Source organism: Sphingopyxis sp. (genome assembly GCF_025869345.1).
In the GTDB taxonomy this organism is placed as follows: Bacteria; Pseudomonadota; Alphaproteobacteria; order Sphingomonadales; family Sphingomonadaceae; genus Sphingopyxis.
This window is the reverse complement of record NZ_JAOZVW010000063.1, coordinates 25,300-50,369: the sequence shown is the minus strand read 5'-3', so window position 1 is coordinate 50,369 and position 25,070 is coordinate 25,300. Positions and strand designations below refer to the sequence as shown.

Genomic DNA, 25,070 nt, shown 5'->3' with positions numbered 1-25,070 from the left:
ATCCAGAGCGGTGCAAGACCACTCTGGATTGCTTCGCTTCGCTCGCAATGACGATTATAAATTCAGGAACGTCCGCGCATTGCCGCTGAATATCTTCGCCTTCTGCGTCGCCGACAGGCCATCATGCTCGCGCACCAGCGCGCCGATGTCCTGTTCGCCGAGCGGAAAGGGATGGTCGGAGCCGAGCAGGATGCGGTCCTCGCCCATCACATCGACGAGCAGGCTGAGCGCGCGCGGATCGAACACCGCCGAATCGACGAAGAAACGGTCGACATAGGAAGAGGGCGGGTTCGGGCAGTCGACGCGGACGATGTCGCGATGCTTCCACGCATTTTCGACCCGGCCGAGCAGGAAGGCGAAGCTGCCGCCGCCGTGGCCGAAGCAGATGCGCAGGCTCCTGGGCAGGCGCTCGAACGCGCCCGAGAGGATCAGCGACAGGATCGAAAGCTGCGTCTCGGCGGGCATCGCGACGAGCCAGGGCAGCATATATTGGGGCATCCGCTCGCGCGCCATCATGTCCCACGGGTGGACGAGCACCGCGGCGCCGACCTCCGCGCAATGGGTGAGAAAGGTCAAAATGCCTTCGTCGTCGAGGTTGCGCAGCCCCATGTGGTTGCCGATCTGGACGCCGAGATGGCCGGTCTCCATCGCGCGGCTGACCTCGGCGCACGACAGGTCGATGTCCTGCAGCGGCACCTGCGCGAGCGCCTTCATCCGGTGCGGCGCGTGGTTGCAGAAAGCGAGTGCCTCGTCGTTGAAGCGCCGCGCGCAATCGAGCGCCTGCTCGGCCGGGCGGCTGTATCCGAACATGATCGGGGTCGCGCAGATGATCTGAAGATCGATCCCCTGCTCGTCGAGCGCCTCGACGCGCCGCGCGGGGTCCCAGAGGATGTCGTCGACCGGACGAAACGTCTTCGCGCCCTGCATGATGAAGCCGTGGCCCGCGCCGTCATCGCGCAGCCAGGGCAGGCCTTCGGCCTCGGCACGCGCGCGATAGGCGGCATCCATCGCGGGAAAGAAGTGGCTGTGCATGTCGATCACTGCCGCCTGTGTCGCACCCTCGTCCATCATGATTGTCGCCGCATCCTCGCCATTTCGCCTTCCCGCGGAGCGCCGATGCGCGCGGGCCATGAAGTTGAGTAACGGCGGTCAGCTATCAACAATAATCCCTAGACTTGCCCTAGCTATTACAAAACGGCTATAACCGACCAAAATCGGGGCGGAGGGTCATCATGCCTAAATTTCACGAGAATTTCCTGCTGAGCCGGTTGAAGCTGCGCCAGCTCCGCCTGCTCACCGCGATCGCCGACGAGGGCACGGTCTTGAAGGGTTCGCAGGCGCTGAACATCGCGCAACCCGCCGCGACGAAGAGCATCAAGGAGCTCGAGGACGCGCTCGGCGTCCAGTTATTCGAGCGCTCGTCGCGCGGGGTCAGCCCGACCGATTTCGGCGCGGTGATGATCAAGCACGCCAAGCTGATCCTCGCCCAGCTCCGCCACGCGAGCGAGGAACTGCAATCGCTCGAGGAGGGCTTGTCGGGGCGCGTCCATGTCGGGACTTTGCTCGCGGCTTCGACCTCGCTGCTGCCGCGCGCGCTCGCGCTGCTGCGCGAACGGCGGCCGGGGATCGCGGTGACGGTCGCCGAGGGGACGATCGACCGGCTGATGCCGGGGCTGCGCACCGGCGACATCGACGTCGTGCTCGGCCGCCTGCCCGAATATCGCGAGCGCGAGGGGCTGAAGCAGGAGGTGCTCTATCTCGACACCGTATCGATCATGGTGCGCGAGGGGCATCCGCTGGCGGAACGAACCGCGCTGACGCTCGCCGAGCTGGTCGAGCAGGCGTGGGTGATGCCGCCGCCGCAGACCTCGCTGCGCCGCCAGATCGACCATGCCTTTCGCCACGAAGACCTCGAACCCCCGCGCGACGTGATCGAATCGGTGTCGATCCTGACCAATCATGCGCTGCTGGTCAGTACCGACATGCTCGCCGCGATGCCGCATCAGGTCGGGCTCGGCCAGGCGGGACTCGTCGCGCTGCCGGTGACGCTGGAGGGCGCCAATTCGCGGATCGGCGCGACGACGCACGCCAATGTCGAACTATCGGCCGCCGCCGCCTATTTCATGGGCGTCGTTCACGAAGTCGCCGCGGAGATCCGGGGCGAACTGGGACAGGATCAGGACGCGCTGGGCTAGCGCCAGCTTATCATCTCCCTGTTCCCCCGCGTGTCGTTCCCGTCTAGGTTGATCAGGCGCTGACCGCCGCAACACGCCGCCAGACGAAATAGGCGGCGGTGATCAGCACCAGCCACGGCCCGCCCGCGAACACCGCGACCTGCCAGTCGGCGTCGACCGCCATCGTCACCGTGATTGCGCCGAGCAATCCCAGCCCCAAGAGCTGCGCATAGGGGAAGAAGGGCATCCGCACCGGCAGGTCGGCCGCATGATGTTTGCGGCGGAAGCGCAGGTGGCTGACCAGGATCGCGCTCCAGACGAGCAGCCCGCCGAACAGCACGATGCCGAAGAGATAATTATACGCGAGCGGGGTCAGGATCGACAGCGAGGCGGCGGCGAGAATGCCGATGCCGGTGACGATCGTCGCGCGCATCGGCACATGCTGCGCGTTGAGCTCGCCCAGCTTCCGCGGCGCATAGCCGCCGCGCGCGAGCGAAAAGAGCATTCGCGAGCCCAAATAAATGCTGGTGTTCATCGCCGACAGCGCCGCGGTCGCGACGACGAAATTCATCAGCCCCGCCGCATAGGGAATGCCCGCGCTCGCGAACATCTTCACGAACGGGCTTTCGGTGACGACCTTCGCGCCGGACTCGGTCCACGGCAGGAAGGCGACGATGATGAACAGCGCGAGGATATAGAAGAGGAACAGCCGCGCCGCCATCGTCCTGAGCGCGGCGGGGATTGCGACCCTGGGATCCTTCGCCTCGCTCGCGGTGCCGACGACGAACTCCAGACCCATGAACGAAAACAGCGCCATCAGCACCGCCAGCCAGACGCCCGAAAAGCCGTTCGGCAGAAAGCCGCCCGCGAGCCCGGTGACGTTGTGGAGCCCGACCGGATCGCCGACGACGCCGAAGATGCGGCTCAGCCCGACGATGATGAAAGCGACGATCGCCGACACCTTGATCACGGTCAGCCAATATTCGACCGAGCCGAAATTATGCACCGCGCGCGTGTTGACCCAGACGACGGTGGCGGCGCTGCCGAGCGCCCACATCCATACCGGCGTGTCGGGGAACCACCAGCCCATGTAGATGCCGACCGCGACCGCCTCGCTGCCGATCAGCAGCACCTGCTGGATCCAGTAGGTATAGCGGACGATGAAGCCCATCATTGGCCCGAGGTAGATTTCGGCATAGGTGCCGAACGAACCCGCGGTCGGATGGACAACCGCCATTTCGGAGAGGCTGAACACCATGATCACCGCGACCAGCGCCGCGATCGCATAGCTGACGAGCACGCCCGGCCCGGCATAGCCGATCGCGATCCCCGAGCCCATGAACAGGCCGGTGCCGATCGCGCCGCCGAGGCCGATCATCGTGATCTGCGCCTTGCTGAGCCCGCGTTCGAGCCCCGCCTCGCGGTCGAGATAGGCCTGTTCGTCCATGCTTGCATCCCCTCCCCTGCCGCTCATGTGACCGCGTCGCGGACCTGATGCTCGGGCAATTTCCAGATGTCGCCATCCATGATCGTCACCAGCCGGTCGACCGCGTCCCACACGTCGGCAAAGCCGACATAGAGCGGCGTGAAGCCAAAGCGCACCGTGTCGGGGGCGCGGAAATCGCCGATCACCCCGGCGGCGATCAGCGCGCGCATGATCGGATAGCCGTCGGCGTGCGCAAAGGACACCTGGCTGCCGCGCGCCGCCGCGTCGCGCGGCGAAGCGAGCTTGAAGCCATGTCCGGCGCAGCGTGTCTCGACGAGGCGGATGAAGAGGTCGGTCAGCGCCATCGATTTCGCCCGGATCGCGTCCATGTCGGCGGCGAGATGAATGTCGAGCCCGACCTCGACGAGCGCCATCGACAGGATCGGCTGGGTGCCGATCAGGAACTGGCGGATGTCGTGTTGCGGGCGGTATCCCGGCTCGAACGCGAAGGGCGCGGCGTGGCCCCACCAGCCGGTGACGGGCTGGAGTGCCTGCCCCTGGTGCCGCTGCGCCGCGAACAGGAAGGCGGGCGAGCCGGGGCCGCCGTTCAGATATTTATAGGTGCAGCCGACCGCGAAATCGGCATTGCAGCCGCCCAGATCCACGGGCATCGCCCCGGCGCTGTGGCACAAATCCCAGATCGCAAGCGCTCCCGCCGCCTGCGCGCGCGCGGTGATCGCCGCCATGTCGTGGACGTGCCCCGACTTGTAATGGACATGGGTGATCGCGACCGCGATCGTGTCTTCGTCGATCGCATCGGCGATCTCGTCCTTTTCGCAGAGCCGAACCTCGACGCGCCCGCCGGTCGCCGCGGCGACGCCTTGCGCGATATAATTATTCGTGGGGAAATTGCTGCCTTCGAGGATCAGCACGCGGCGCTCGGGGCGCAGCGCGACCGCGGCGGACAGGACCTTGAACAGATTCTGGCTCGTCGAATCGCAGACGACCACTTCGCCCGGCGCGGCGCCGAGCAGCGGCGCGAGCTTGTCGCCGAGGCGCACCGGCAGGTCGAACCAGCCGGCGCTGTTCCAGCTCTTGATCAGGTCGGTGCCCCATTCGCGCGTCACCACGTCGTGCGCGCGCGCCGCCGCGCCCTTCGGCATCGCGCCGAGCGAATTGCCGTCGAGATAGATCATCCCTTCGGGCAGGTCGAAGCGGTTGCGGAGCGGCGCGAGCGGGTCGGCGGCGTCCATCGCCTCACACGCGGCGCGGTCGAGAGTATCAAGCGTCATGGAAACAAATCACCTTCGTCTGCGACATTTCGCGCGCGGCGAAGCGCACGCCTTCGCGGCCCATATTCCCCCGCCCCGCGCCGCCGAAGGGCATGGCGTCGAGCCGGTAATCGGTCGAATCGTTGATCATCACCCCCGCCGCACGCAGCCGCCGCGCAGCGTGGCGCGCATGCCGGAGCGATTCGGTGAAGATGGCGGCGTGGATCGCATAGTCGGCGCGGTTGGCGGCGTCGATGGCTTCGTCCAAGTCGGCGAAGCGGAACAGGCTGACCACCGGGCCGAAAGCTTCGTGGCAGGCGACGCGCGCGTCGTCGGGAACGTCCGCGAGCAGAGTCGGCCGCACCAGCGCCCCGGCGCGCTCACCGCCCGCGAGCAGGGTTGCGCCGCGCGCGACGGCCTCGTCGGCCCAGCCGACGATCCGCGCCGCTTCGTCACCGCCGATCATCGGCCCGACGTCGGTCGCGGGGTCCATCGGGTCGCCGACGCGCAATGCGCCGGCAGCGGCGACCAGCGCCTCGCGAAAAACGTCGTAGATGGCATCGTGGACGTAGAGGCGCTGGACGCCGATGCAATTCTGCCCCGCCGCGCCGAACGCGCCCGATACGCAGGCGGCGGCGGCCTTTTCGACATCGGCGTCGTCCATCACGATCACCGGGCCGTTGCCGCCGAGTTCCATCGCGACGCGCTTGATCCCCGCCGACCGGCAGATCGCCTGACCGACATTGGCGCCGCCGGTGAAGCTGACCATCGCCACGCCGGGATGTCCGGTCAGCGCACCGCCGAAATCGCACCCGCGCCCGGTCAGCAGGTTCAGCGCCTCGGCGGGCAGTCCCTCCGCGAGCAGCAGTTTCGCGAGCAGGACCGCGACGAGCGGCGCCTGCTCGGCGGGCTTGAGCACCACCGCATTGCCCGCCGCGAAGGCCGGGCCAAGCTTGTGGCAGACGAGGTTCAGCGGATCGTTGAACGGCGTGATCGCGGCGATCACCCCGACGGGTTCATAGACATAATGGCCCGACCGCGCCTCGCCGCCCGGAAAGCTGTCGAAGGCGATCGTCTCGCCCGCGAGCCGCAGCGCCTCCTCCGCCGAGAGGCGAAGCGTGTTGACCGCGCGCGCGACCTCACGCGTCGCGGCGCGGATCGACTTGCCGGTCTCGGCGGTGATCGCGGCGGCGAAGCGTTCTGCATCGGCCGCAAGCGCCGTCGCGGCGGCGTGGAGGATACGCGAGCGTTCGCCGGTCGACAGGTCGCGCATCGCCTCGGCGCCGCGCAGGGCGCTCGCCACCGCGCGCTCGACATGGCTTCCATCGGCGCAGGCGACCGCGCCGAGCGCTTCGCCCGACCACGGATTGACCACCGGCATCGTCTCCGCCGCCGCTTCCCAGCGACCGCCGATCAGCAGCGACCGGCCGGTATCGACCGCGACATGCATCATGGCTTGTCCTTGCGGAGCACCAGTTCGTCATATTCGCGGCTGTCGAGCAGCGCCTCGACGATCACCGGACCGTCGGCGGCGAACCCGGCCTCGAGCGCGGCGCGGAACTCGGCGGGGTCGCGCGCGACCGTGACGGGGACGCCGAACAGCGACGGGCCGCCGATCGTCCCCTCGGCGCGCACCGGGGTGCCGTAGATCGGGTTCGCCTTCTTTTCCTGCTTGATGCGGATCAGCGCGAGGTCGTTGTCGGTGAAGACGACGATCACGATCGGCAATTTCTCGCGCGCCGCGGTCGCCAGCTCGCCGACGGTCATCAGGAAGCCGCCGTCGCCGACGACGCAGCACACGGGCGTGGCGGGGCGGCAGAGCTTCGCGGCGATCGCGGCGGGCAGGCCGAAGCCCATCGCCGACCAGCCGTTGGTCATGATCTGCGTCCCCGGCCGGGGCGTGCGCCAATGCTGGCCGATCAGATGGGTGTGCGCGCCGACGTCGCAGGTCATGATGCCGTCGTCGGGTAGGACGTCGCGAAGCACGTCGAGCGCCGCGCAGGGGCCGAAGCGCCCGCCCTGCCCCGCGAGCTTCGCGAACATCGCCGCCTTGCGCTCGGCGAGCGCGGCGAGGTCCCAGCCCTTGGCTTCGGCGGGCAGCGCGAACAGCGCGTCGAGCGCGGGCGTGATCGCGCCAACGACCTCGGCGGCGACCGGATGTGTTTCGCGGTCGATGTCGGCGGGCGCGACGTCGATGCTGGCGAGCGCCAGCCCGTCCTTCATCCAGCTTTCATAATTGAACTCGATCGGATCATAGCCGACCGCGACGACCAGATCGGCCTCGGCATGGGTGAGCCCGACCGTGTCGGACAGCGCGTGGAAGAGGACGCCCGCATAATTGGGATGATCCTCGGCAACCATGCCCTTCGCCATCGGAGTCAGCAGCACCGGCAGACCGAAGCGCTCGGCGAGCGCGACGATACGGTCCTGCACCTTCGCGTGGACGGCGCCGAGACCGATCGCCAGCACCGGCTTTTCGGCGGCGGCAAAGGCGGCGACGAGCACGTCGATCGCGGCGGCATCGGGCGCCGGCAGCGGGTCAACGGTGACCGCGCCGATCGTCGCGGCCTCGACCGCCTCCGCGCTCATCCCCTGCGGCAGTCCGACATGCACGGCGCCGGGGCGGCCCGACAGCGCGATGCGCGCCGCATCGGCCAGCGTGTCGACGGCGCTGCCGGCCGCGATCCGCATCGTCGCCTTGGTCAGCGGCGCGAACAGCGCCTGATGGTCGATTCCCATCTGCACCGTGCGGCCGCGCAGCGGCGCGGGCATCTCGTCGGTCAGCGCGATCATCGGCGAGCGGTCGAGCGTCGCGCCGCCGATTCCGGTCGCAAGGTTGGTGGCGCCCGGCCCGAAGGTGCCGAAGCAGGCGCCGGGCACGCCGGTCAGCCGCCCGCACACATCGGCCATGAAGCCCGCGCCGCCTTCGTGGCTGGTCAGCACGAAATCGATGCCGTCGGTGGTGCGGATCGCCTCCATATAATCGACCCAGCCGCCGCTCGGCACGCCGAAGATATGACGCACGCCCAGGTCGCGCAGCCCCGTCACGACGTTGCGGGCCACTGTGGTCGATGTCATGCGCGATCCTTCATGCGAGAGTGCAGTCGCACCCCGATTAGGCGCGGGCGCCATACACAAATAATATCAAATACCCGCGATGATATGGCGAACCAGTTATAGGAAGCGGTTCGCAATCGTCCCGATGCCGTCGATCCCGCCCTCGACGACATCGCCCGCCACGATGCGGCCGACGCCCGCAGGCGTACCGGTATAGATGAGGTCGCCAGGCTTGAGTTCGACATAGGTCGACAATTCGGCGATAATGTCGGCGACCGGCCAGATCATGTCGGCGATGTCGCCGTCCTGCCGCACCTCGCCACCCACTGACAGCCAAATGCGCGCACTCGACGGATGGCCGATCTCGGCCGCGGGGCGGATCGGCGAGAGGACGGCGCTATGGTCGAAGCCCTTCGCCATGTCCCACGGCCGCCCGCCGGCCTTGGCGTCGGCCTGCAAGTCGCGGCGGGTCAGGTCGTTGCCGACGGCATAGCCGAAGATGCAATCCGCCGCATCGTCGGACGCGATATTCGCGCCGCCCTTCGCGAGCGCCACGACGAGCTCGATCTCGTGATGCAGGTTGCCGGTGCGCGGCGGCATCGCGATGTCGGCCGCTCCCGCCACCAGCGCATCGGCGGGCTTCGAGAAGAAGAAGGGCGGCTCGCGCGTCGGATCGCCGCCCATCTCGCGCGCATGGTCGGCGTAATTCTTGCCGACGCAGAAGATGCGGCGGACGGGAAAACGCTCGCCGCTTCCGGCGATTTCGGCGGTGGGAGCGGGGACATCGAAACGCATGGGCAGATCCTCAGGCTGGCGGATAGAGCGCCGCGCGGCATTTGCCGAGGTCGGCGCCTTCAAGGCCGCCTTCCCTCACCGCATTCCACGGGCTGCCCATCCTGTCTTCGGGGCGATACCAGAAGCCATAGAGCTTGCCGTTCGCCGCGACCAGCGTCGCCGCGCCGATGCTGCCCTCCGCCTTCGAATACCAGGCGAGCCGCATGATCCGGCCGAAGACCGTGCCGCGCAGCGTGCCGAGCCCGTCGTTATAACAGCCGAAGACCTCATTGCCCTTTTGCCGCAGCAGGATCGGGCCGTATTCGTGACTGTAAATGCCGCTGGCGTCGGCGATGGCCGCGCCGCCGCGCTGATCGAGCGTGCCGAGGACCGCGAGGTCCGAAAGCCGCGTCTGGCCGCTGCCCGCCCAATTGCTGTCGATGCGCAGCCGCAGCCAGCGCGTGGCGGCCTGCTTCGGCAGCTTGACGACGGTCTGCGCATCGGCCTTCGCCTCGCCCTCGACGAGCGTCTCGTAGGGGCCTTCCGGCCCCTTGGTCGAGCCGAGCAGCGCGAAGCGCCGCACCGGCGACCCTTCGGCGGTCTGCGACATCGACCCGTCCTCGCGCACCACGGGCTCGAACCGATTGTCGAGCGCGACGGCGTCGATCTTGCCGGTGCCCGCGAGCTCGAAATTCAGCGCATGCGGCAAGGCGGCGCCCTTGTCGGACAGCCAGCCATAGGCCGGGCCGCCATCGACGAGGTTGATCGTCCAGGTCGACCAGTGCCGCTTCGCCTCGCCCGCATCGGCCTCGGCGATGCCGCCCCAGCTGATGTGGAGGATATTGTCGCCCGCGGGTTCGGCGGACTTCGCCGCCGGCTTGTCGGGGGCCGCGTTCGAGCATCCGGCGAGGAGCAAGGCCCCCGCCAGCGCCATCATGGCTGCGCGCATGAGTTTATCCTTCAGAAAGTGGGATCGGGATGGTGAGCTACAAGCAAATCCCGACTCCCCGAGCGAAGCCGAGGGGCCCTGCCGAGCGAAGTCGAGGCCGCGACGGTGCAGGTTCTCGTTTCGCTCGAACGAGCCCCTCGGCTTCGCTCGGGGAATCGGATTGATTTAGCTTGCATGGGATTGACCTATCGCCGCGCAGGCCAGACCGCCTTTGGCGCGCCGAGGTTCGGTTTGCCGAGCAGCGGGCTCGACAGCGCGTAGACGCCGTTCACCGAAAAGGCCCAGATGATGTTGCGGTCATATTCGGTGAACACCGCGAAGGTCGAATTTTCCTTCGCATAGTCGGGCAGTTCGGCGTCGGTCGGGAAGCGCGGCACGAAATAACCCGCGATGCTCGGTTTCGCCGGGTCCTTGACGTCGAAGATCTGAATCCCCGCGGTATAAAAGGCATAGATGGCGAGGCCCTGGCGATCCTCCGCCTGCCCGGGCTGCCCTATCCCGCCCGACCTTTTGGGGCCGAAGCTGCCGCGACGCTGGCAATAATCGGTGAAATCGGCGTCCTTCGGCGGCGTCGGGCGCGGGAAGCGCGCCGCGATCTTCGGATGCGCGGGATCGCGCGCGTCGATCGAATAAATGTCCTTGTACGGCTCATAGCAATTGCCGTTCATCGGATAGCCGTTGCCGAACACGAAGCCGGTGCGGTCGTACTGGCTGACGTCGACATTGTCGAACTCGGTCCCGGCATAGCTCGGCGGGATCGTCACATGGCCGAGCGTTTTGGGATTGGCGGGATCGGAGAGATCGAAGCTGTAGAAGCCGAGGCCGCCCATGCCGCCGAAGCCGATCTTGCCGCCGTCCTCGATCGGCTTGGTGAGCAGCAGCGCGGTTCGCGAGCCCATCCAGCTCGTCCGGTTGCCGGCGCGCGGATTGGCGCGATAGGCGGCCTCGCTGTCCTTGTCGCCGAGCCGCTGCCCCGGAACCGTGATCTGCGAGACGAATTTCGGATCGGCCGGGTCCGACATATCCCAGACCTGATAGCCGGGCGAATAGAGATAGTCGGGATATTCGGTCGCCGAATAGCTGTCGTCGGGCGCCGCCGAAAGCAGCATATATTTGCCGCCCCACCACGCCACCGCGTCGAGCGCGCCCGAACCCTGCTGCTCGCCGATCGGTGCGTCGGGGTGCTGGTAATCGGTGGTGCGCGTCGCGATCAGCTTCCACTTGTCGGGGGTCGGGCCGTCCATGACGAAGACCTTGAAACCCTTGAGCGAATTATAGTGGCGCTGCTCGGCCACCTTGCCCGGCTCGCGCTTCTTGTCTTCCATCAGGCCGAAGCGGCCGATCTCGTAGGAGGCGACGAGGACGTTGCGTTGCAGTTTCTTGTTCCAGGCGATGGTGACGCCGCCGAAATAATCGGTGACCGCCGCCGCGTCCCAATCCTCGCTCGACCCCTTCGGACCCCAGACGCCGCCTTGCGACCACACCGTCTTCGCCTTGCGCGGGTCGGTGACGTCGAGGATGCGCAGATAGTCGCGATCGTGGGCATAGAGATAGCGCTTGCCGCCGAAATCGGCGATGTTCGCCCAGGCGTGCCAGGGCGAGGTCACCGCGGGATAGAAAGCGATGACCTTCACATTCTTCGCGTAGCTGTTCTGGTCCCAATGATCGAGCTCGCCGGGAAAGGCCGGCGCGTCGTTGGTGAGCGGCGTCGCGACCGGGTGGCGAAAACTGCCGTCGGGGTTCATGCCGTAATCGGTGCCCGGAACCGGCGGGCGCGGCGGATTGTCGGGGGTCGCGGCGATCCACGCCTTGAGCCAGGGGTCGCGGATGTCGACCGGCGCCTCGGCATGTTCGCTGCCGTCCGCGGCGTTCAGCGCCGCCGCGCCGAGCAGCGCGGCCAGCCCCGCCCCCATGCCTGCCATGATCCTGATGCCGCGCTTCATTGCGAACCTCCTTCGTATTGACTCACATCGTCATTGCGAGGACCCCGGACTTGATCCGGGGGACGCGGCAATCCAGCGTGCGCGTAAACCGCTCTGGATTGCTTCGCCTCGCTCGCAATGACGAATATTTGCTGACCTCATCAAACCTCAGAAACGGAACCGCGCGGTCACGCCATAGGTGCGCGGCGGGATATAGGTCGAATAGATGGTCCCGAATAATTCGAGCTTGCTCGTATAGTTGAGCTCGTTGGTCAGATTCTTCGCCCAGGCCGTCAACTCCCACTTGTCGTCGGCGTCGCGCAATCCGATCCGCGCATTGAGCAGGATTTCGTCGCCGAACTTCAGGATCGGCGTGTTCGGATTGTCGAAGAAATTGGCCCCCGTATACTGGAAGTCGCTGCCGAGGACGAGCACCAGCCCCTCGCTGACCGGCTGTTCGAAATTGGCCGCGACGTTGAAGGCGTGCTTCGGCGTGCGGCGGCAGGTGTTGCCGTCGAGGTCGGTGCCCTCGTCATCGATGATCAGCTCGCCGGTGAAATTGCACTTCGAAAAGGCGTAATTGCCCGACAAAGTGAAGCCGTCGGTGATCCGCGCCTGGAAATCGAGCTCGAGGCCATAGGCGCGGGTGCCGTTCTTGGCGTTGAACACGAAATTGTCGGGCGGCACCCCCGGCCCCGGCGACAGGAACTGGTTGGTCTGGAGATTGTCGTAATTGGTGTAATAGGCCGCGGCGTTGATAAACAGGCGCCGGTTGGCGAGCGCCAGCTTCGCCCCGACCTCGAAGCTGTCGGCGGTTTCGGGGTCGAACGACACCAGCGCTTCGGCCGGATTATTGGCATCCTCGCCGGTCCAGCCGCCGGGCTTGTAGCCCTTGGCATAGCGGCCATAGAGGGTGACATTGTCGCTCGGCTCGAAACGCAGCGTCGCGCTCGGCAGCCAGGCGTCCCAGCTCCGCGTCTCGCCGACCCTGAAATTGACCGCCTCATTCTCGAACGACACGCCCGAGCGATTGTTCGAATAGCGCTTGTGGTCGTAGGCATAGCGCAGCCCGGCCTCGAAAGTCAGCTTGTCGGTGATGCTGTAGCTGAGTTCGCCGAAGACACCGACATTGTCGTTGAGCGAGGTGGTGACCGTGTGGTTCGACCCCGGCGTCGGCGTATCCGGTATGCCGCCATAGGCGATGGCATAAGCGAAGGACTCGATCGCCTGATAATCGGGGAAGAGGAAGTTCACATCCTCCGCCCGGCGGATTTTCTCGCGCAGATAATAAACGCCGCCTTCGACGCGCAGCGGCCCGCCATTGTCGAAACGCAGGCGCAGTTCCTGCGAGAATTGCTTCACATCCTCGGCCTTGCCGCTGTCGAAATAGCTGTCGGGCACGGTGGCGAGATAGGTGTCCAGCCCCGCGCGCATCGCCGAGGTGATGTCGGGTGCGTTGGTCGCGGGATCGATCGGGAAGTCGAAGAACATCCCCGATCCGTCCTCGCGCGCCTGCAAGGAACTGTCGCGATAGGCGGTCTGCGAGGTGACGCTGAGTCCGTCGCTCGGCTGCCAGTCGATGGTGCCGCTCACCCCATACATATCGCCGTTCTGGAAGCCGGTGAAATTATGCTTGCCCGAGCGATGCCTGGCGCTCTTGAACGGTGCGTTGCGGTTCGGCAGCACGAAATCGGGCAGGCTGTCGATCGGCGGCGCATAATAGCCGAGATAGGTCACTTCCTGGCTGTCGCCGGGAACCAGGATGTCGACCCAGCGCGCGCCGTCGCGGTGGCGCGTATAATCGGCCGACAGGTTAATATCGAGCGTCGCGTCGGGCTGCCAGCGAAGCTGGGCGCGGACCGACTGCATATTCTGGTCCTCCTCATCGCCGCCGCCGAGATTCTTGGCATAGCCGTCGTGGGTGCGCGAGCTGGCGGTCAGGCCGAGGCTGACCGTATCGGACACCGGCCCGCGGACCGACCCCGCGACGTCGAGGCGGTTGTAATTGCCATAGGTCGCCTCGAACCGGCCCTCGAAGGTATCGCCGGGCTTTTTGGTGACATAGTTGATCAGGCCGCCGACGACGCTCTTGCCGAAGCGCAGCGCCTGCGGCCCCTTGAGCACCTCGACGCGTTCGAGATCATAAAGGTCGAGCAGCGATCCGGTGCCGCGCGACAGATAGACGCCGTCGACGAAGATGCCGACCGCCGCGTCGGCGCCCGCGCCCTGAATGTCGGAGCCGATACCGCGGATGAAGAGTTCGGTGTCGACCGCGCGCTCGGCGCTGAGCTTGAGCCCCGGCACGCGATAGGCGACTTCGGAGAAATCCTTGATCCCCGCGCGTTCGAGCGCCGCGCTGCTGAACGCCTGGACCGAGATCGGCACGTCCTGCAGGCTTTCCTCGCGCTTGCGCGCCGTCACGACGATATCGTCGCCCAGCGCCGCGCTGCCGGCACTTTCATTGTCGGCGGGCGCCGACTGCGCCTCGGCCATGGTCGGCAAGGCGCAGGCCGCAGCGGTAACAAGCAAGGCCCGGCGCCAGTTTCGATTCATTCGCATAATCTACCCTCCCCAGCGGCCGGACGCATCCTGTCCTCTTGCGGGAGGTCCCGTGCCGGCCTGAACGATTGGACGAGCGAAACCTAGCGGGCTTTCTATATCGATATAATAGATTGTCGAATATGCGATATTCCTATTTCGTTATAGTGCGCGCAATCCGACCACAGCCTTCTCAAGCGCCAACGACATCAACCCGGGCTAAAACCAGGCGCGCACTCCCAGAACGAAACTGACGCCGTCCGCATCCTCTCCGCCGGCGCGCGCGAAGCGCGCGGTGTCGCCGAGCTTGCGTGCCCATTCGACCCCGACATAGGGCGCAAATTCCCTGACGATCTCGTAGCGCAGCCGAACCCCCAGTTCGACATCGGAAAGCCCCGATCCGGTGCCCGTTTCGGGAACGTCCTGAAGCGCGAAATTGACCTCCGCGCGCGGTTGCAGGACCAGCCGCTGGGTGATGCGCTGGTCGTAATAGCCCTCGACACGCCCGAGCAGATCGCCCTTGTTCGACAGGAACAACGCACCCTCGACCTCGAACCAATAGGGGGCCAGTCCTTCGAACCCGACGACGGCATAGCTGCGGTCGGGCCCCTCGCCCAGATCCTGCCGCACACCGGCCTGGAGGTTGAAATAGGGGCCGACCGCCCGGCTGTAGAGCAGTTGAAGCTCGGCCTCCTCCACCCCCTCGCCCCACCGGCCTTCGCCTTCGCTCTTGAGCGTGATGCGGTCGATGTCGCCGCCATACCAGCCTTCGGCGCCCCAGCGATATCCGTCGCGCCCCTTGCGCGCCTGATATTCGGCGCGGTCGAGGCTGAGAAACGCGATCGTCTGTCCGCCATTTTCCTTCATCATCTCGTGACGCGCGCGATCCATCTCCGCCTTCGGATAGATATGGTCGGCATACCAGTCGCCGGGCGGCGCGGGAGCGGGCGCGTCGCCCGGCGGCAGGTCGGTGCCGGCCGCGCCCATTTGCGGAGCGGGCGGCGGCGCGGCGGGCGTGCAATGGCCCATCGCGGCATGGTCCGGCGGGCATATGGGATCGGACGCGGGTGCCGCGGGCTGCATATCGTGCATCGCATGGTCCTGCGCGCCCGCCGGAACGGCGAAGAGCAGCGCCTGGGCGGCGACGATCAGGGCGAGCCGCGTCATGCCGGCTCTCCCCGCGGACGGACGCTGACGACGCGCATCATGCCCGCATACATGTGATAGAGAAGGTGACAGTGGAACGCCCAGTCACCGACCGCGTCGGCGGTGAAATCGAAGGTTGCGATCCCTCCCGGCTGGACGAGCACCGTATGCTTGCGCGGCGCCCGGTCGCCCTTCCCCGTGACCAGCTCAAAGAAATGGCCATGGAGGTGGATCGGGTGGCTCATCATCGAATCGTTGATCAGGTTCACGCGCACCCGCTCGCCTTCGATGAAGGGGATGGGTTCGTGGTGATCCGACATCTTCATGCCGTCGAACGACCACATGAAGCGCTCCATATTGCCCGTCAGATGGATGTCGAGCGAGCGTTCGGGGGCGCGAACGTCGGGATTGCGGTCGAGCGCAACGAGGTCCTTGTAGGTCAGGACCGCGTGCCCGGCATCCTCCAGGCCCTGGCCGGGCTCGCCCATCCGGTCGACGGGCATCGGCGAGATCGTCTGGACGCCCGGGTCGCGCCTGACCTGCGGCGCGGCGTCGAAGTCGCGCATTCCATGCTCCATGGCGCCGCCCGATCCATGGTCCATGCCCGCCATCGCCCCGCCGTCGACGGCCGGCGTGCAATGTCCCATCGCGGCATGTTCGGCGGGACACGCGGCGTCATCGCCCGTCATCGCCCCCATGGCGCCCATCCCCATATCCTTCATGGTCGCGAGCGGCCGCGGTCGCAGCGGCGGCACCTCCGCCACCAGGCCGGGGCGCGGCGCCAGCGTCGCCCGCCCCATCCCCGACCGGTCATTGGCTTCGGCGACCAGCGTATAGGCGCGATCCTCGGCCGGGGTCACGATGACGTCATAGGTCTCGGCAACGGCGATCTGGAACTCGTCGGTCTCGACCGGGACGATGTTCAGGCCGTCGGCCTGCACCACCGTCATCCGTAGCCCCGGGATACGGACATTGAAGATCGACATGGCCGAGGCGTTGATGATCCGCAGCCGGACGCGCTCGCCCGGTTGAAAAAGCGCGGTCCAATTGTCGCGCGGGCCATGGCCGTTGACGAGGAAGCTGTAGGTCGAACCGTTGACGTCGGCGACGTCGGTCGGGTCCATCCGCATCCGGCCCCAGTCGATCCGTTCCCTGAGCGGCTGATCCTTGCCGGCGAGCAGGCCGGACAGCGTCTGGCGCTGGTTATTGAAATGGCCGGGATCGACCTTGAGCTTGTGAAAGATCGCCTCGGGCGAGATCCGGCTGTGATCGGACAGCACGACGACATGCTCGCGGTCATAGGCGATCGGATCGGCGCCTTCGGGGTCGATGACGATCGGCCCATAATGACCGACCTGTTCCTGAAGGCCCGAATGGCTGTGATACCAATAGGTGCCCGACTGGATCACCGGAAATTCATAGACGAAGGTCGAGCGCGGCCTGATCCCCGGAAAACTGACCCCCGGAACCCCATCCATCTGAAACGGAAGCAGAAGCCCGTGCCAGTGGATCGAACTGTCCTCATCGAGGTCGTTGACGACGGTGAGCCTTGCCGTCTGCCCTTCCTTCAGGCGCACCAGCGGCGCCGGCACCGTCCCGTTGATCCCGATCGCGCGGCTCGGCTTGCCGTCGACCAACAGCGTCTGGCGCGCGATGCGCAGCCTGATGTCGCTGCCCGACACCGTCGGGATGGGCGCGGTGATGCCAGGCGACACCGGCTGCGCCCAGGCGGGAAACCATGCCGCCGCCGTCGCCGCGGCCCCGCCGCCCAAAACCCCGCTGACGAACCGACGCCTGTTGATCTGCATGTTCATTCCGACCGTTTATGCTTGTTCTTTGCTTTCATACGCAGGCGCCGCCGCCGCCCCTCACGTCAATCCGTCGTTCACCGCATCCATATCATCCGCCGCCGCCCGACCCGGCAAGCAATTGCCGCAGTTTCGCGCGCGCGCGATAGAGGCGCGTCTCGACCGTCTTCTCGCTGACGTCGAGCAGCGCCGCCGTTTCCGCCTGGCTCATCTCCTCCACCCCGCGCAGCAGCAGAACCTCGCGCAAATTCCGGGGCAGATCGGCTATCGCGGCGCGGACGCGGACGAGTTCGAACCGATCGCCCGCCTCGCTATCGGGCAATGGCGTGCCGCTGGCGACATCATGCGCGGCTTCGATCGGGAGCGCGCGCGTGAAAAAGGCGCGAACCTTGCGCCGCCGCGCCCAGTCGCGGCACTTGTTGATCGCAATCCGGCTGATCCAGATGCGAAAGGGCCGCTCGCCATCATAGCGATCGATCGCCGCGAAACCCGCGACAAACGCCTCCTGCGTCAAATCCATCGCCTCCTCGGCATCGCCGGTCTGCCGGACGATCAGCCGGTAGACCCCGGCCTTGTGGCGATTCAGCAGTTCCCGGCAGGCGTCTTCGCGCCCGGCGCGGGCCAGCGCGGCCAGGTCGGTGTCCGTCCATTGCGACGGGCCGGCACTCACCGCGCATCGGCGGTCAGCGCCTTGACCACGCTCTTGTCGAACATACGCGCCTGGTCGCGGTCGAGGACGGCGCGCATCGCAAAGAGATGTTCCAGCGTTTCCTTTTGCAGCGTTCCCATGACCCGATGGCTGTGATCGATCGCCCCGGTGACGCGCGGGCCATAGCCGTGCTCGGCCTCGATCGCCTGCGCGAGCGCCACATTGGCGGCGCGCATCTCCTGCTCCAGCGCGCGCCGGCGGCCGGCGAAATCGGCCTCGATCGTGTCGATCCGGCCCTTCTGCGCGGCCGTCAGGTCGAGCTGGCTGTGCAGAAGCGCATGAAGCTCGGTTTCATTGGCTCTCGGGGTGTCGGTCGCCAGGCGGCCGACGAACACCCCGGCGATGGCGGCGGCAAAGGCGATAAGGCAGACCAGAAGCACGCGGCGGGAGAGCATGTTATTGCGCGTCCAGCAGCGACGAGGGCGCCAGCGCGCTGGCCGGGGCGAGCGGGCTGAGCGGGCTCGCCGCCACCGCGGGCCGCGAAACTACGCTCCCCGCGAAAATGCCGCCGCCGAGCGACAGGACGGCGGCGAGCGTCATCACCCTGCGCATCACCACCGCCTCGCGGCGCCGGACGCCGAGCGCGCGGACGACCCGGTCGTCGAGCGCGTCGAGCGCCGCCGGCAGGTCGACCCGGCCCAAGATGCGAAGTTCGTCGTCCATGAGACCTCTTTGCCGAACAGCCTTCCTATATAGAGCATACGCGCCCGCGGCGATCATCCCTCAAACCGGTCGATGAGGGAAAATCCGCCCGTCCGCGTATTAGCAGGACAGACCCGATATTGGAGGTTTTATGCTCAAGTCCCTTCTTCCATCCGCAGCCGCAGCCCTCGCCCTGCTGGTGGCGCCAGTCGCGGCAAGCGCCCACACCCGGCTCATGGCTTCGACCCCTGCCGCCGGCTCGACGGTCTCGAAAGTGACGTCGGTGAGTCTGCACTTCAGCGAGAAGCTGATCCCCGCGACGATCAAGACCAGCCTCGTCATGACCGCCATGCCCGGAATGGCCGATCATCCGCCGATGAAAATTCCCTATTCGTCGGCGATGGGCAAGGACGGCAAGTCGATGACGCTCCTGCTCAAGCGTCCGCTCGCGGCGGGCAGCTATACGCTGAGCTGGTCGGCCGCGGGCGCGGACACCCATCGCATGGGCAGCGAATTCAGCTTCACGGTGAAATAGGGCGGTGAGCGACCCCGTCCTGATCGGCATCCGGTTCGCGCTCTATGCGGACCTGATGCTCGTCGCCGGTCTCGCCGCTTTCCCGCTCCACGCCCTGACGCGGCAAGACCGCGCAAGCCCCGAACTGACGGACGGTATCTGGCGCGCCGAACGGTGGCTCTGCGCGGCCGGGCTTCTCCTGTCGGCCCTCGGCATGGGCGTGCTCGCGGCATCGATGCAGGGCGTCGGTCTCCTCGCGCTCGACGCGCAGTCGTTCCGGGACATCGTCGGACAAAGCGATGTCGGCACCGCCTGGCTCTATCGCAGCGCCGCGCTCGCCGCCGCGCTGGCGGCGTCGATCTGGATAAGGCGGTGGCCCACCATCGTCGCCCCGCTACTCGCGGCGGCGGGCCTGGTGGCGGTCGGCACGCTCGCCTGGTCGGGCCACGCCGGCGCGACCGAGGGCGCCGCCGGAACCGTCCACCGGATCGGCGACATCGTGCATATGGCGGCGGCGGCGGTGTGGATCGGCGCGATCGCCGCCTTTCTGCTGCTTCTGTCTCCCCGGCGCGGCGGCCCGTCGCCGGGGACGGTCGCGATCGCCGTGCGCAGCCTCGATCGCTTTTCGGTCGTGGGAACGATCTGCGTCCTGACCATCGCGGGAACCGGGCTCCTCAACGGTCAGATGATCATCGGCGCGGAGAATCTCGGCCGGTCGCTCGCCGCGCCCTATGGACAAGGACTGTTCGCCAAGCTCGCGCTGTTCGCGCTCATGCTCGCCCTCGCCGCCGCCAATCGCTGGCGGCTCACCCCGGCGCTCGGTATCGCAGCCGCGCGGATGGACGCAGGCGGCGACACACATCCGTCCAAAGCCATCGCCGCCCTGCGCAGGAGTCTGATCCTCGAAGCGGCGGCCGCCCTCGCGATCCTGGCCCTGGTCGCCTGGTTCGGAACGCTCGACCCTTTCGGCGGCGAAGCGATATGATCAAAGCATGGACCCGCGACAGTGCCGCCGAAGCGAACGCCAGTTTCCCGGAAAAGCCGACGCATACCGATGAAATGGTGCCCGGGGACGGAGTCGAACCGCCGACACTGCGATTTTCAGTCGCATGCTCTACCAACTGAGCTACCCGGGCACGGGCGTCGCGAGGCCGGTCGGCCTGCTGGCGAGCGGCGGCTATAGGCAGGGTGTTTCATCCTGTCCAGAGCCTTTGTTGCGTCAATTTCGCGGGGTCAATCGCCTTCGAACCGGGCATCGTCGGTGCCCCCGTCGGGCCCTTCGTGCGCGGGGGTGCGATAGCGTTCGTCGAACCAGTGATTGAGGTCGCGGTCGCGGCAGCCGCGGCTGCAGAACGGGCGATATTGCTGGACGCGCGGTTTGCCGCAAAGCGGGCATTTCCCGGGTACGGCGGCGGCTTCACTGGGCATGGCCCACTCCTTTCACTTGGGCATCGCGCACGATCTCGACCGGCCGCCCGGTGCGTTTCTGCAACTCGGCGATCCAGTCGGCGCGCGCCGCGATATGATCGGCAACGGCCGGGCGCGCGGTCAGTTGCAATGCGCCGGCGCCCTTTGCCCGTTCCGCCTGGCGCAGCAGCAGCGCGGCGTCGGTGGCGACGGGATCGAATCGCACCTGCTCGACCAGCGACGGCCGCTCGCGGCGGCGGATGATCTGCATCAGGCCGAAGCCGTTGATCGCGGTGCGCTCGAAGGGCGGCGGCAGCAGTTCGTCGACCAGCGCGTCGATCGCCTGCCGCTCGGCGCGGCCGCCGAGGGTCGGGAAATCGATGCCGATCGACCCGCCGATATCGCAGCAGCGAATGACATGCGCCGCCGCGGCGGCCCCGGCTTGCGCGAGCGCCAGCCCGCTTCCGTCGCCGTCGATGTCGATCAGCGTCATCGCGGGCGTCGTGTCGACCCACAGCGCGCCGCCCGCGAACGGCCAGTGGCCCGCGCGGATATGCCCGATCAGCTCGGACCAGCCCGCTTCTTCCAGACGGTCAGGGCCCATCGTGTTCAGCTCGGCGATCGGCAGCTCCATCGCCGCGATGCGCGCGCGCAGATCGGGACCGGCGCCCGCCGCCAGGTCGGACAGGCGCGCGCGCGCCGGCTTGTCTCGCCCGCGCTCGCGCAGCGCCATGCGGGTGATCTCGACGGTCAGCCGCGTTCCCAGCGAAAGCCCCGGCGGCGGGGGCAGCGTCGCGAACGGCTCGCCTGGCGCATCGAGCGCAACCTTGCCCGGTTCGACCAGCCGCGCCGCCAACACCGCACCGACGCGCGGACCGTCACCGTCGCGTTCGATCCGCGCTTCGACGATTGCCCCGTCCTCGACCAGCGCGGCGCGGCATTCGCCGATACCGGCTTCATAAAGCCACTCAGCCAAGCGGCACTCCGGCGCTGCTCAAAAGCGCGCGCGTCTCGAACAGCGGCAGGCCGACAACGTTGGAATGGCTGCCCGACAGAAAGCGGACGAAAACTTCCGCCTTGCCCTGGATCGCATAGCCGCCCGCCTTGCCCATCCCCTCTCCGCTTTCGACATACCAGTCGATTTCGGCCTGACTCAGCCCCTTGAACGCCACGATCGTGTCAGCAACGCGAGCCCGCGGGCGGCCGTCGGGACCAATGACGCAGACACCCGACCAGACATGATGCCGCCGCCCCGAAAGCAGTCCGAGCATCCGGCGGAGGTCGGCCTCGTCGACCGGCTTTTCGAGGATGCGGCGCCCGACCGCAACGGTCGTGTCGCCCGCAAGTACCACTTCATCCGGCGCGCGGTCGACCGCCAGCGCCTTGCTCGCCGCGAGCCGCGCGACATAGGCGCGCGGCAGTTCGCCCTTCAGCGGCGTCTCATCGATGTCGGGGGCCGCGACGCGCACGGGCGTCAGGCCGATGCGCGCCAGCAATTCGCGCCGGCGCGGCGAGGTCGAAGCCAAGACGAGAGCCGGAATTGGCGCGGGAGGTGTCGCCGCGCCGCTCACTTGAAGCGATAGGTGATCCGACCCTTGGTCAGGTCATAGGGGGTGAGTTCGACGAGCACTTCGTCGCCCACCAGAACGCGGATGCGGTTCTTGCGCATCTTGCCGGCCGTGTGGCCCAGAATCTCGTGATCATTTTCCAGCTTCACGCGGAACATTGCGTTGGGAAGCAATTCGACCACCTGGCCGCGCATCTCCAGAAGTTCTTCTTTCGCCATCTATCCTCTAGGGGCTCGAAATATCGGGATGGGCGCCCATAACGCCAAATGTGCGCAATTGAAAGCAATCTGTAACGGTCGGTTCAGGACACGAGTTTCAGCTTCCGCGCTACCCGCCAGCCGATGGTTTTCGCCCAGGCATAGCTCGGCCAGCGCGGCGGCATTGCGGGGTCGAGGCCGATGCGGCGGAGCGTGGCGTTGGCGGCGTGCGCCTCGGACTCGCGATAGCTCCATTCGCTGCGCCAGGTGATCGACAGCGAGATCGAGGGCGCATCGCCATTGGCGACGAAATGCGGCGCCATCACCGGCATCAGCACCGCGTCGCCGGGGCCGAGCGGCACTTGCTGCGCGCGCTCGCGAAAGCTGTCCTGCCAGGGCAGATTACGGTGCCCGCCGAGATGATAGCGCTCATGTTCGGTGCGATGCGCGAAACGCTCGTCGCCCGCGGGCCAGACGTTCATCACCTTGTTGCCGCGCAATTGCAGCAGGATATTATGCTCGGGGTCGAAGTGGAACGGCGTGATCGATCCGGGCGAGGAGATGAAGATGAAGCCCTGCGGCGTCAGCATCGCCCCGGTGCGTGGCGCGACGACGGGTTCGAGTTCGCCGAGCAGATCCATCAGCAGCGTGCGATAGCCGGACACCGTCTCGATATTCTTGAGCACCGCCCAACTGCGATTGGTATCGATCGTGCGGATCGTCTCGCCGATCGACAGGCCGTTCGACGGGATATCCTCGGGCCGGATTCCGATCGGCAGTTCACCGGGATTATATTCGGCCTGCGCGGCGGGCAGGCTTTCGCCGAGCGCCGCGAGCGCGTCGAGCGACAGCAGGGGATGGTCGGGCAGGCGATGGTGCAGCAGCCCCGCCTCCGCCGGATAGAGCGCTTCCATGCGCGCGAGCGTTTCGGCGGGAAAAACGGACTGGCCGATGGTCTGATGAGCCGTCATGGCGATTCCTGTGGATGATGTTCGGCGGACGCGGCGCGTTTCCAGCGCCGCCAGATTTTTTCCACGCCGACCAGCGCCTTGAAGCGCAGCCGGTCGGCGCCGCCCGCAAGCGGTGCGTTGACCCAGACGAGGTGGCGACGCTCGCGCCACACACTGTCGATCATCGGGTGACCGGGCGCGGCGCAGCTGTCGACCCAATCGATGCGATCGTCGTCCAAAAGGTCGAGGTTCGCCTGTTGCAGCAGCACCCCGGGCGAGAAGCGGGCGAAATCCTCGTCGAACGCGGTCTTGAACGAAAAGCCGCCCGGCGGGCTGAGAAAATTGATCAGCATCGCGAGCGGCCGATCGTCGAGCGCGAGCAGCCGCATGTCGAGCCTGCCCGCACCGGCGGCGGCCGCGACGATCGCGCGAAACCACGCTTCGGTCTCGCCATGGCTGGCGAGCGCCGATCCGGCCCGGCCTTTCCAGCCGCGCGCTTCGAGATCGAGGAAGGCGTCGATCCAGGGCTCGATCGCCTCGCCCGGTTGCCAGCGGCGAAAGGACACCGCGCCCTGTTCGGCAAGACGGTTCGCCTGGCGGCGAAGCTCCTTGCGCTTCTTTGCGCGCACCGCCGCGTCCCAATAGGCTTCGGCCGAGAGGTTGCTTTCCAGCAGCGCGCGCTCCTCGCGGTGGACGGTCTCCGCTTCACCGCCGCGCCCGCGCGCGGCCTCGGCCAGCGCGCGGTGCAGCGGTCCGTCTTCGGTCAGGCGCGGCACATGAAGCAGAGTGCTCACCCAGGGTGCGGCGTCGCACCAGCCGAGCAGGATCGACCAGAAGAGCGGCTCCATCCCGGCCCGGACCAGCGGGCTCCCGAGAAAATGATTGGGATGCGCCCATCCGGTCACATGGCGCAGCGGCAGACGGCCATATTTCGCCGCGGGCGCCAGCGGCATCACGCCGATCAGCGGCCCCGCGTCGTCGGCGCGCACCATCACCAGCCGCGCCCGCCGATCGGGATCGAGCAGGTGCAGCGCGGGTTGCAGGCACCAGCGCTCGACGAAGGGATTGGGCTCGCTGGCTTCACCCGCCAGCCGGTCCCACGCCGCCGCAAGCTCGTCGGACAACGACAACGGATCGGCGACGCGCACGGCAAGCGGCGCGGCATCGGCGGCGCTGATCGGAAAGGCGGGATGAACCGTCATCGGCGGCGAGCCTAGCAGCAAGTGGTTAAGAGGGCGTGGCAATTCATCTACGCTCTTCTATCACCCTCCGCAGATCGAGAGGACGGCTTTCCAACCGGAAGTAGACATTGATCTCCCCTCCCTGAAAGGGAGGGGCTGGGGGTGGGTAGCCGCCAAAGGCGGCGTTCTTCCGCCTTGCTCGCTATGCTCGCTACCCACCCCTAACCCCTCCCTTTCAGGGAGGGGAATATCCGCTCACCACCCCAAAGCCGCCGTCGCTACCCCCGCCTATCCAATCGCTCGCACAGTTCCTCGACCATCTCGCGCAGTTCGTGAAACCGCATCTGGTCGAGCTTTTCGTGCAGCCGCATGATCTCCAGCTCGGCGCGCAGGTTGATTTCATAATCCAGCTTTTCGGTCAGCCGGTCCTTCGCCGCCTGCCGGTTCTGGCTCATCATGATCACCGGCGCCTGGATCGCGGCGAGCATCGACAGCATCAGGTTGAGGAAGATGAAGGGAAACGGGTCGAAGCTGAGCCCCAAACCCTCGAGCGCTTTCGAGTTGATCAGCATCCACGCGAACAGCACGATCGCAAAGCCGATGATGAACCCCCACGACCCGCCGATCGCCGCGACGCGGTCGGCGAGCCGTTCGCCGAAACTCGTCTGCGACGCATCCGTGTCGTCGTCGCTGCCGGACAGGTTCCGGCTCGTCGGGGCGCGTTCGGCGATGGCGCGGATGACGCGTTGTTCGCCCCGGTCGAGCTGGTCATAGGCGCGGCCGAGCAGGCGCAGCGAGAGGTCGGCGACCTTTTCTTCGTGGTTCATCGCGCCTCTA

The 25,070-nt window shown here is 66.9% G+C and carries 24 protein-coding genes and 1 tRNA gene; 3 read left to right on the top strand and 22 right to left on the bottom strand.

Going from position 1 to position 25,070, the window contains the following annotated elements:
• Positions 1 to 54: 54 nt before the first annotated feature.
• Entirely contained in the window at positions 55 to 1,071 is a 1,017-nt protein-coding gene (locus OJI97_RS07010) for an amidohydrolase family protein (RefSeq protein WP_297662339.1), read from the bottom strand.
• Positions 1,072 to 1,232: 161 nt separating this feature from the next.
• Here OJI97_RS07010 and OJI97_RS07005 point away from each other — a divergent pair, with 161 nt between their 5' ends.
• On the top strand, positions 1,233 to 2,195 hold the full coding sequence (locus OJI97_RS07005; protein ID WP_297662338.1) for a LysR family transcriptional regulator: 963 nt from the start codon (positions 1,233 to 1,235) through the stop codon (positions 2,193 to 2,195).
• A gap of 52 nt (positions 2,196 to 2,247) precedes the next feature.
• Here OJI97_RS07005 and OJI97_RS07000 read toward each other — a convergent pair whose 3' ends face one another.
• From OJI97_RS07000 to OJI97_RS06940, 13 genes are all read right to left on the bottom strand, one after another.
• The gene (locus OJI97_RS07000; protein WP_297662337.1) at positions 2,248 to 3,621 is read right to left on the bottom strand and encodes an amino acid permease; all 1,374 of its coding nucleotides are present in this window, start codon (positions 3,619 to 3,621) and stop codon (positions 2,248 to 2,250) included.
• Between the two features lie 23 nt (positions 3,622 to 3,644).
• Positions 3,645 to 4,892: a kynureninase gene (kynU, locus tag OJI97_RS06995; RefSeq protein WP_297662336.1), complete on the bottom strand. Its 1,248-nt coding sequence runs from the start codon at positions 4,890 to 4,892 to the stop codon at positions 3,645 to 3,647.
• Complete coding sequence (locus OJI97_RS06990) at positions 4,882 to 6,324, bottom strand: aldehyde dehydrogenase family protein (RefSeq protein WP_297662335.1); 1,443 nt, start codon at positions 6,322 to 6,324, stop codon at positions 4,882 to 4,884. Before OJI97_RS06990 ends, kynU begins: the two co-directional genes overlap by 11 nt.
• On the bottom strand, positions 6,321 to 7,949 hold the full coding sequence (locus OJI97_RS06985; RefSeq protein WP_297662334.1) for a thiamine pyrophosphate-binding protein: 1,629 nt from the start codon (positions 7,947 to 7,949) through the stop codon (positions 6,321 to 6,323). The genes OJI97_RS06990 and OJI97_RS06985 overlap by 4 nt, the downstream gene beginning before the upstream one ends.
• A 96-nt stretch (positions 7,950 to 8,045) precedes the next feature.
• Entirely contained in the window at positions 8,046 to 8,723 is a 678-nt protein-coding gene (locus tag OJI97_RS06980; protein WP_297662333.1) for a fumarylacetoacetate hydrolase family protein, read from the bottom strand.
• Between the two features lie 10 nt (positions 8,724 to 8,733).
• Complete coding sequence (locus OJI97_RS06975; RefSeq protein WP_297662332.1) at positions 8,734 to 9,651, bottom strand: hypothetical protein; 918 nt, start codon at positions 9,649 to 9,651, stop codon at positions 8,734 to 8,736.
• Between the two features lie 185 nt (positions 9,652 to 9,836).
• Positions 9,837 to 11,594, bottom strand: a complete 1,758-nt coding sequence (locus tag OJI97_RS06970; protein ID WP_297662331.1) for a hypothetical protein — start codon at positions 11,592 to 11,594, stop codon at positions 9,837 to 9,839.
• A gap of 147 nt (positions 11,595 to 11,741) precedes the next feature.
• The gene (locus OJI97_RS06965) at positions 11,742 to 14,066 is read right to left on the bottom strand and encodes a TonB-dependent receptor (protein ID WP_297662330.1); all 2,325 of its coding nucleotides are present in this window, start codon (positions 14,064 to 14,066) and stop codon (positions 11,742 to 11,744) included.
• Positions 14,067 to 14,330: 264 nt separating this feature from the next.
• Positions 14,331 to 15,278, bottom strand: a complete 948-nt coding sequence (locus OJI97_RS06960; protein ID WP_297662329.1) for a copper resistance protein B — start codon at positions 15,276 to 15,278, stop codon at positions 14,331 to 14,333.
• Positions 15,275 to 17,071 (bottom strand): copper resistance system multicopper oxidase, encoded by a 1,797-nt coding sequence (locus OJI97_RS06955; RefSeq protein ID WP_297662328.1) that lies wholly within the window; start codon positions 17,069 to 17,071, stop codon positions 15,275 to 15,277. The genes OJI97_RS06960 and OJI97_RS06955 overlap by 4 nt, the downstream gene beginning before the upstream one ends.
• A gap of 85 nt (positions 17,072 to 17,156) precedes the next feature.
• Positions 17,157 to 17,735, bottom strand: coding sequence for an RNA polymerase sigma factor (locus OJI97_RS06950; protein ID WP_297662327.1), 579 nt, complete (start codon positions 17,733 to 17,735; stop codon positions 17,157 to 17,159).
• Positions 17,732 to 18,169 (bottom strand): periplasmic heavy metal sensor, encoded by a 438-nt coding sequence (locus OJI97_RS06945; RefSeq protein WP_297662326.1) that lies wholly within the window; start codon positions 18,167 to 18,169, stop codon positions 17,732 to 17,734. The genes OJI97_RS06950 and OJI97_RS06945 overlap by 4 nt, the downstream gene beginning before the upstream one ends.
• 1 nt (position 18,170) lies before the next feature.
• A complete protein-coding gene (locus OJI97_RS06940) occupies positions 18,171 to 18,437 on the bottom strand; it encodes a hypothetical protein (RefSeq protein WP_297662325.1) in 267 nt (88 codons plus the stop codon).
• A 214-nt stretch (positions 18,438 to 18,651) separates the two neighbouring features.
• Between OJI97_RS06940 and OJI97_RS06935 the strand changes: the two genes are divergently transcribed.
• The gene (locus tag OJI97_RS06935; protein ID WP_297662324.1) at positions 18,652 to 18,951 is read left to right on the top strand and encodes a copper resistance protein CopC; all 300 of its coding nucleotides are present in this window, start codon (positions 18,652 to 18,654) and stop codon (positions 18,949 to 18,951) included.
• 4 nt (positions 18,952 to 18,955) lie between these two features.
• A complete protein-coding gene (copD, locus tag OJI97_RS06930) occupies positions 18,956 to 19,915 on the top strand; it encodes a copper homeostasis membrane protein CopD (RefSeq protein ID WP_297662323.1) in 960 nt (319 codons plus the stop codon).
• 75 nt (positions 19,916 to 19,990) lie between these two features.
• Here the strand turns inward: copD and OJI97_RS06925 are convergent.
• The 8 genes from OJI97_RS06925 to OJI97_RS06890 all read right to left on the bottom strand — a co-directional run bounded on the left by OJI97_RS06925 (position 19,991) and on the right by OJI97_RS06890 (position 25,060).
• Positions 19,991 to 20,066, bottom strand: a tRNA-Phe gene (locus tag OJI97_RS06925).
• Positions 20,067 to 20,163: 97 nt separating this feature from the next.
• On the bottom strand, positions 20,164 to 20,358 hold the full coding sequence (locus OJI97_RS06920) for a DNA gyrase inhibitor YacG (protein ID WP_297662322.1): 195 nt from the start codon (positions 20,356 to 20,358) through the stop codon (positions 20,164 to 20,166).
• The gene (locus tag OJI97_RS06915; RefSeq protein WP_297662321.1) at positions 20,348 to 21,313 is read right to left on the bottom strand and encodes a ribonuclease; all 966 of its coding nucleotides are present in this window, start codon (positions 21,311 to 21,313) and stop codon (positions 20,348 to 20,350) included. The genes OJI97_RS06920 and OJI97_RS06915 overlap by 11 nt, the downstream gene beginning before the upstream one ends.
• Positions 21,306 to 21,878, bottom strand: a complete 573-nt coding sequence (locus tag OJI97_RS06910; RefSeq protein ID WP_297662342.1) for a nucleoside triphosphate pyrophosphatase — start codon at positions 21,876 to 21,878, stop codon at positions 21,306 to 21,308. The genes OJI97_RS06915 and OJI97_RS06910 overlap by 8 nt, the downstream gene beginning before the upstream one ends.
• Positions 21,879 to 21,904: 26 nt before the next feature.
• Positions 21,905 to 22,123 (bottom strand): translation initiation factor IF-1, encoded by a 219-nt coding sequence (gene infA / locus OJI97_RS06905; RefSeq protein ID WP_010162480.1) that lies wholly within the window; start codon positions 22,121 to 22,123, stop codon positions 21,905 to 21,907.
• Between the two features lie 83 nt (positions 22,124 to 22,206).
• Positions 22,207 to 23,073, bottom strand: coding sequence for a cupin-like domain-containing protein (locus OJI97_RS06900; RefSeq protein WP_297662320.1), 867 nt, complete (start codon positions 23,071 to 23,073; stop codon positions 22,207 to 22,209).
• A complete protein-coding gene (locus OJI97_RS06895) occupies positions 23,070 to 24,254 on the bottom strand; it encodes a GNAT family N-acetyltransferase (protein ID WP_297662319.1) in 1,185 nt (394 codons plus the stop codon). The genes OJI97_RS06900 and OJI97_RS06895 overlap by 4 nt, the downstream gene beginning before the upstream one ends.
• A 257-nt stretch (positions 24,255 to 24,511) precedes the next feature.
• Positions 24,512 to 25,060: a DUF1003 domain-containing protein gene (locus tag OJI97_RS06890; protein WP_297662318.1), complete on the bottom strand. Its 549-nt coding sequence runs from the start codon at positions 25,058 to 25,060 to the stop codon at positions 24,512 to 24,514.
• Positions 25,061 to 25,070 lie beyond the last annotated feature (10 nt).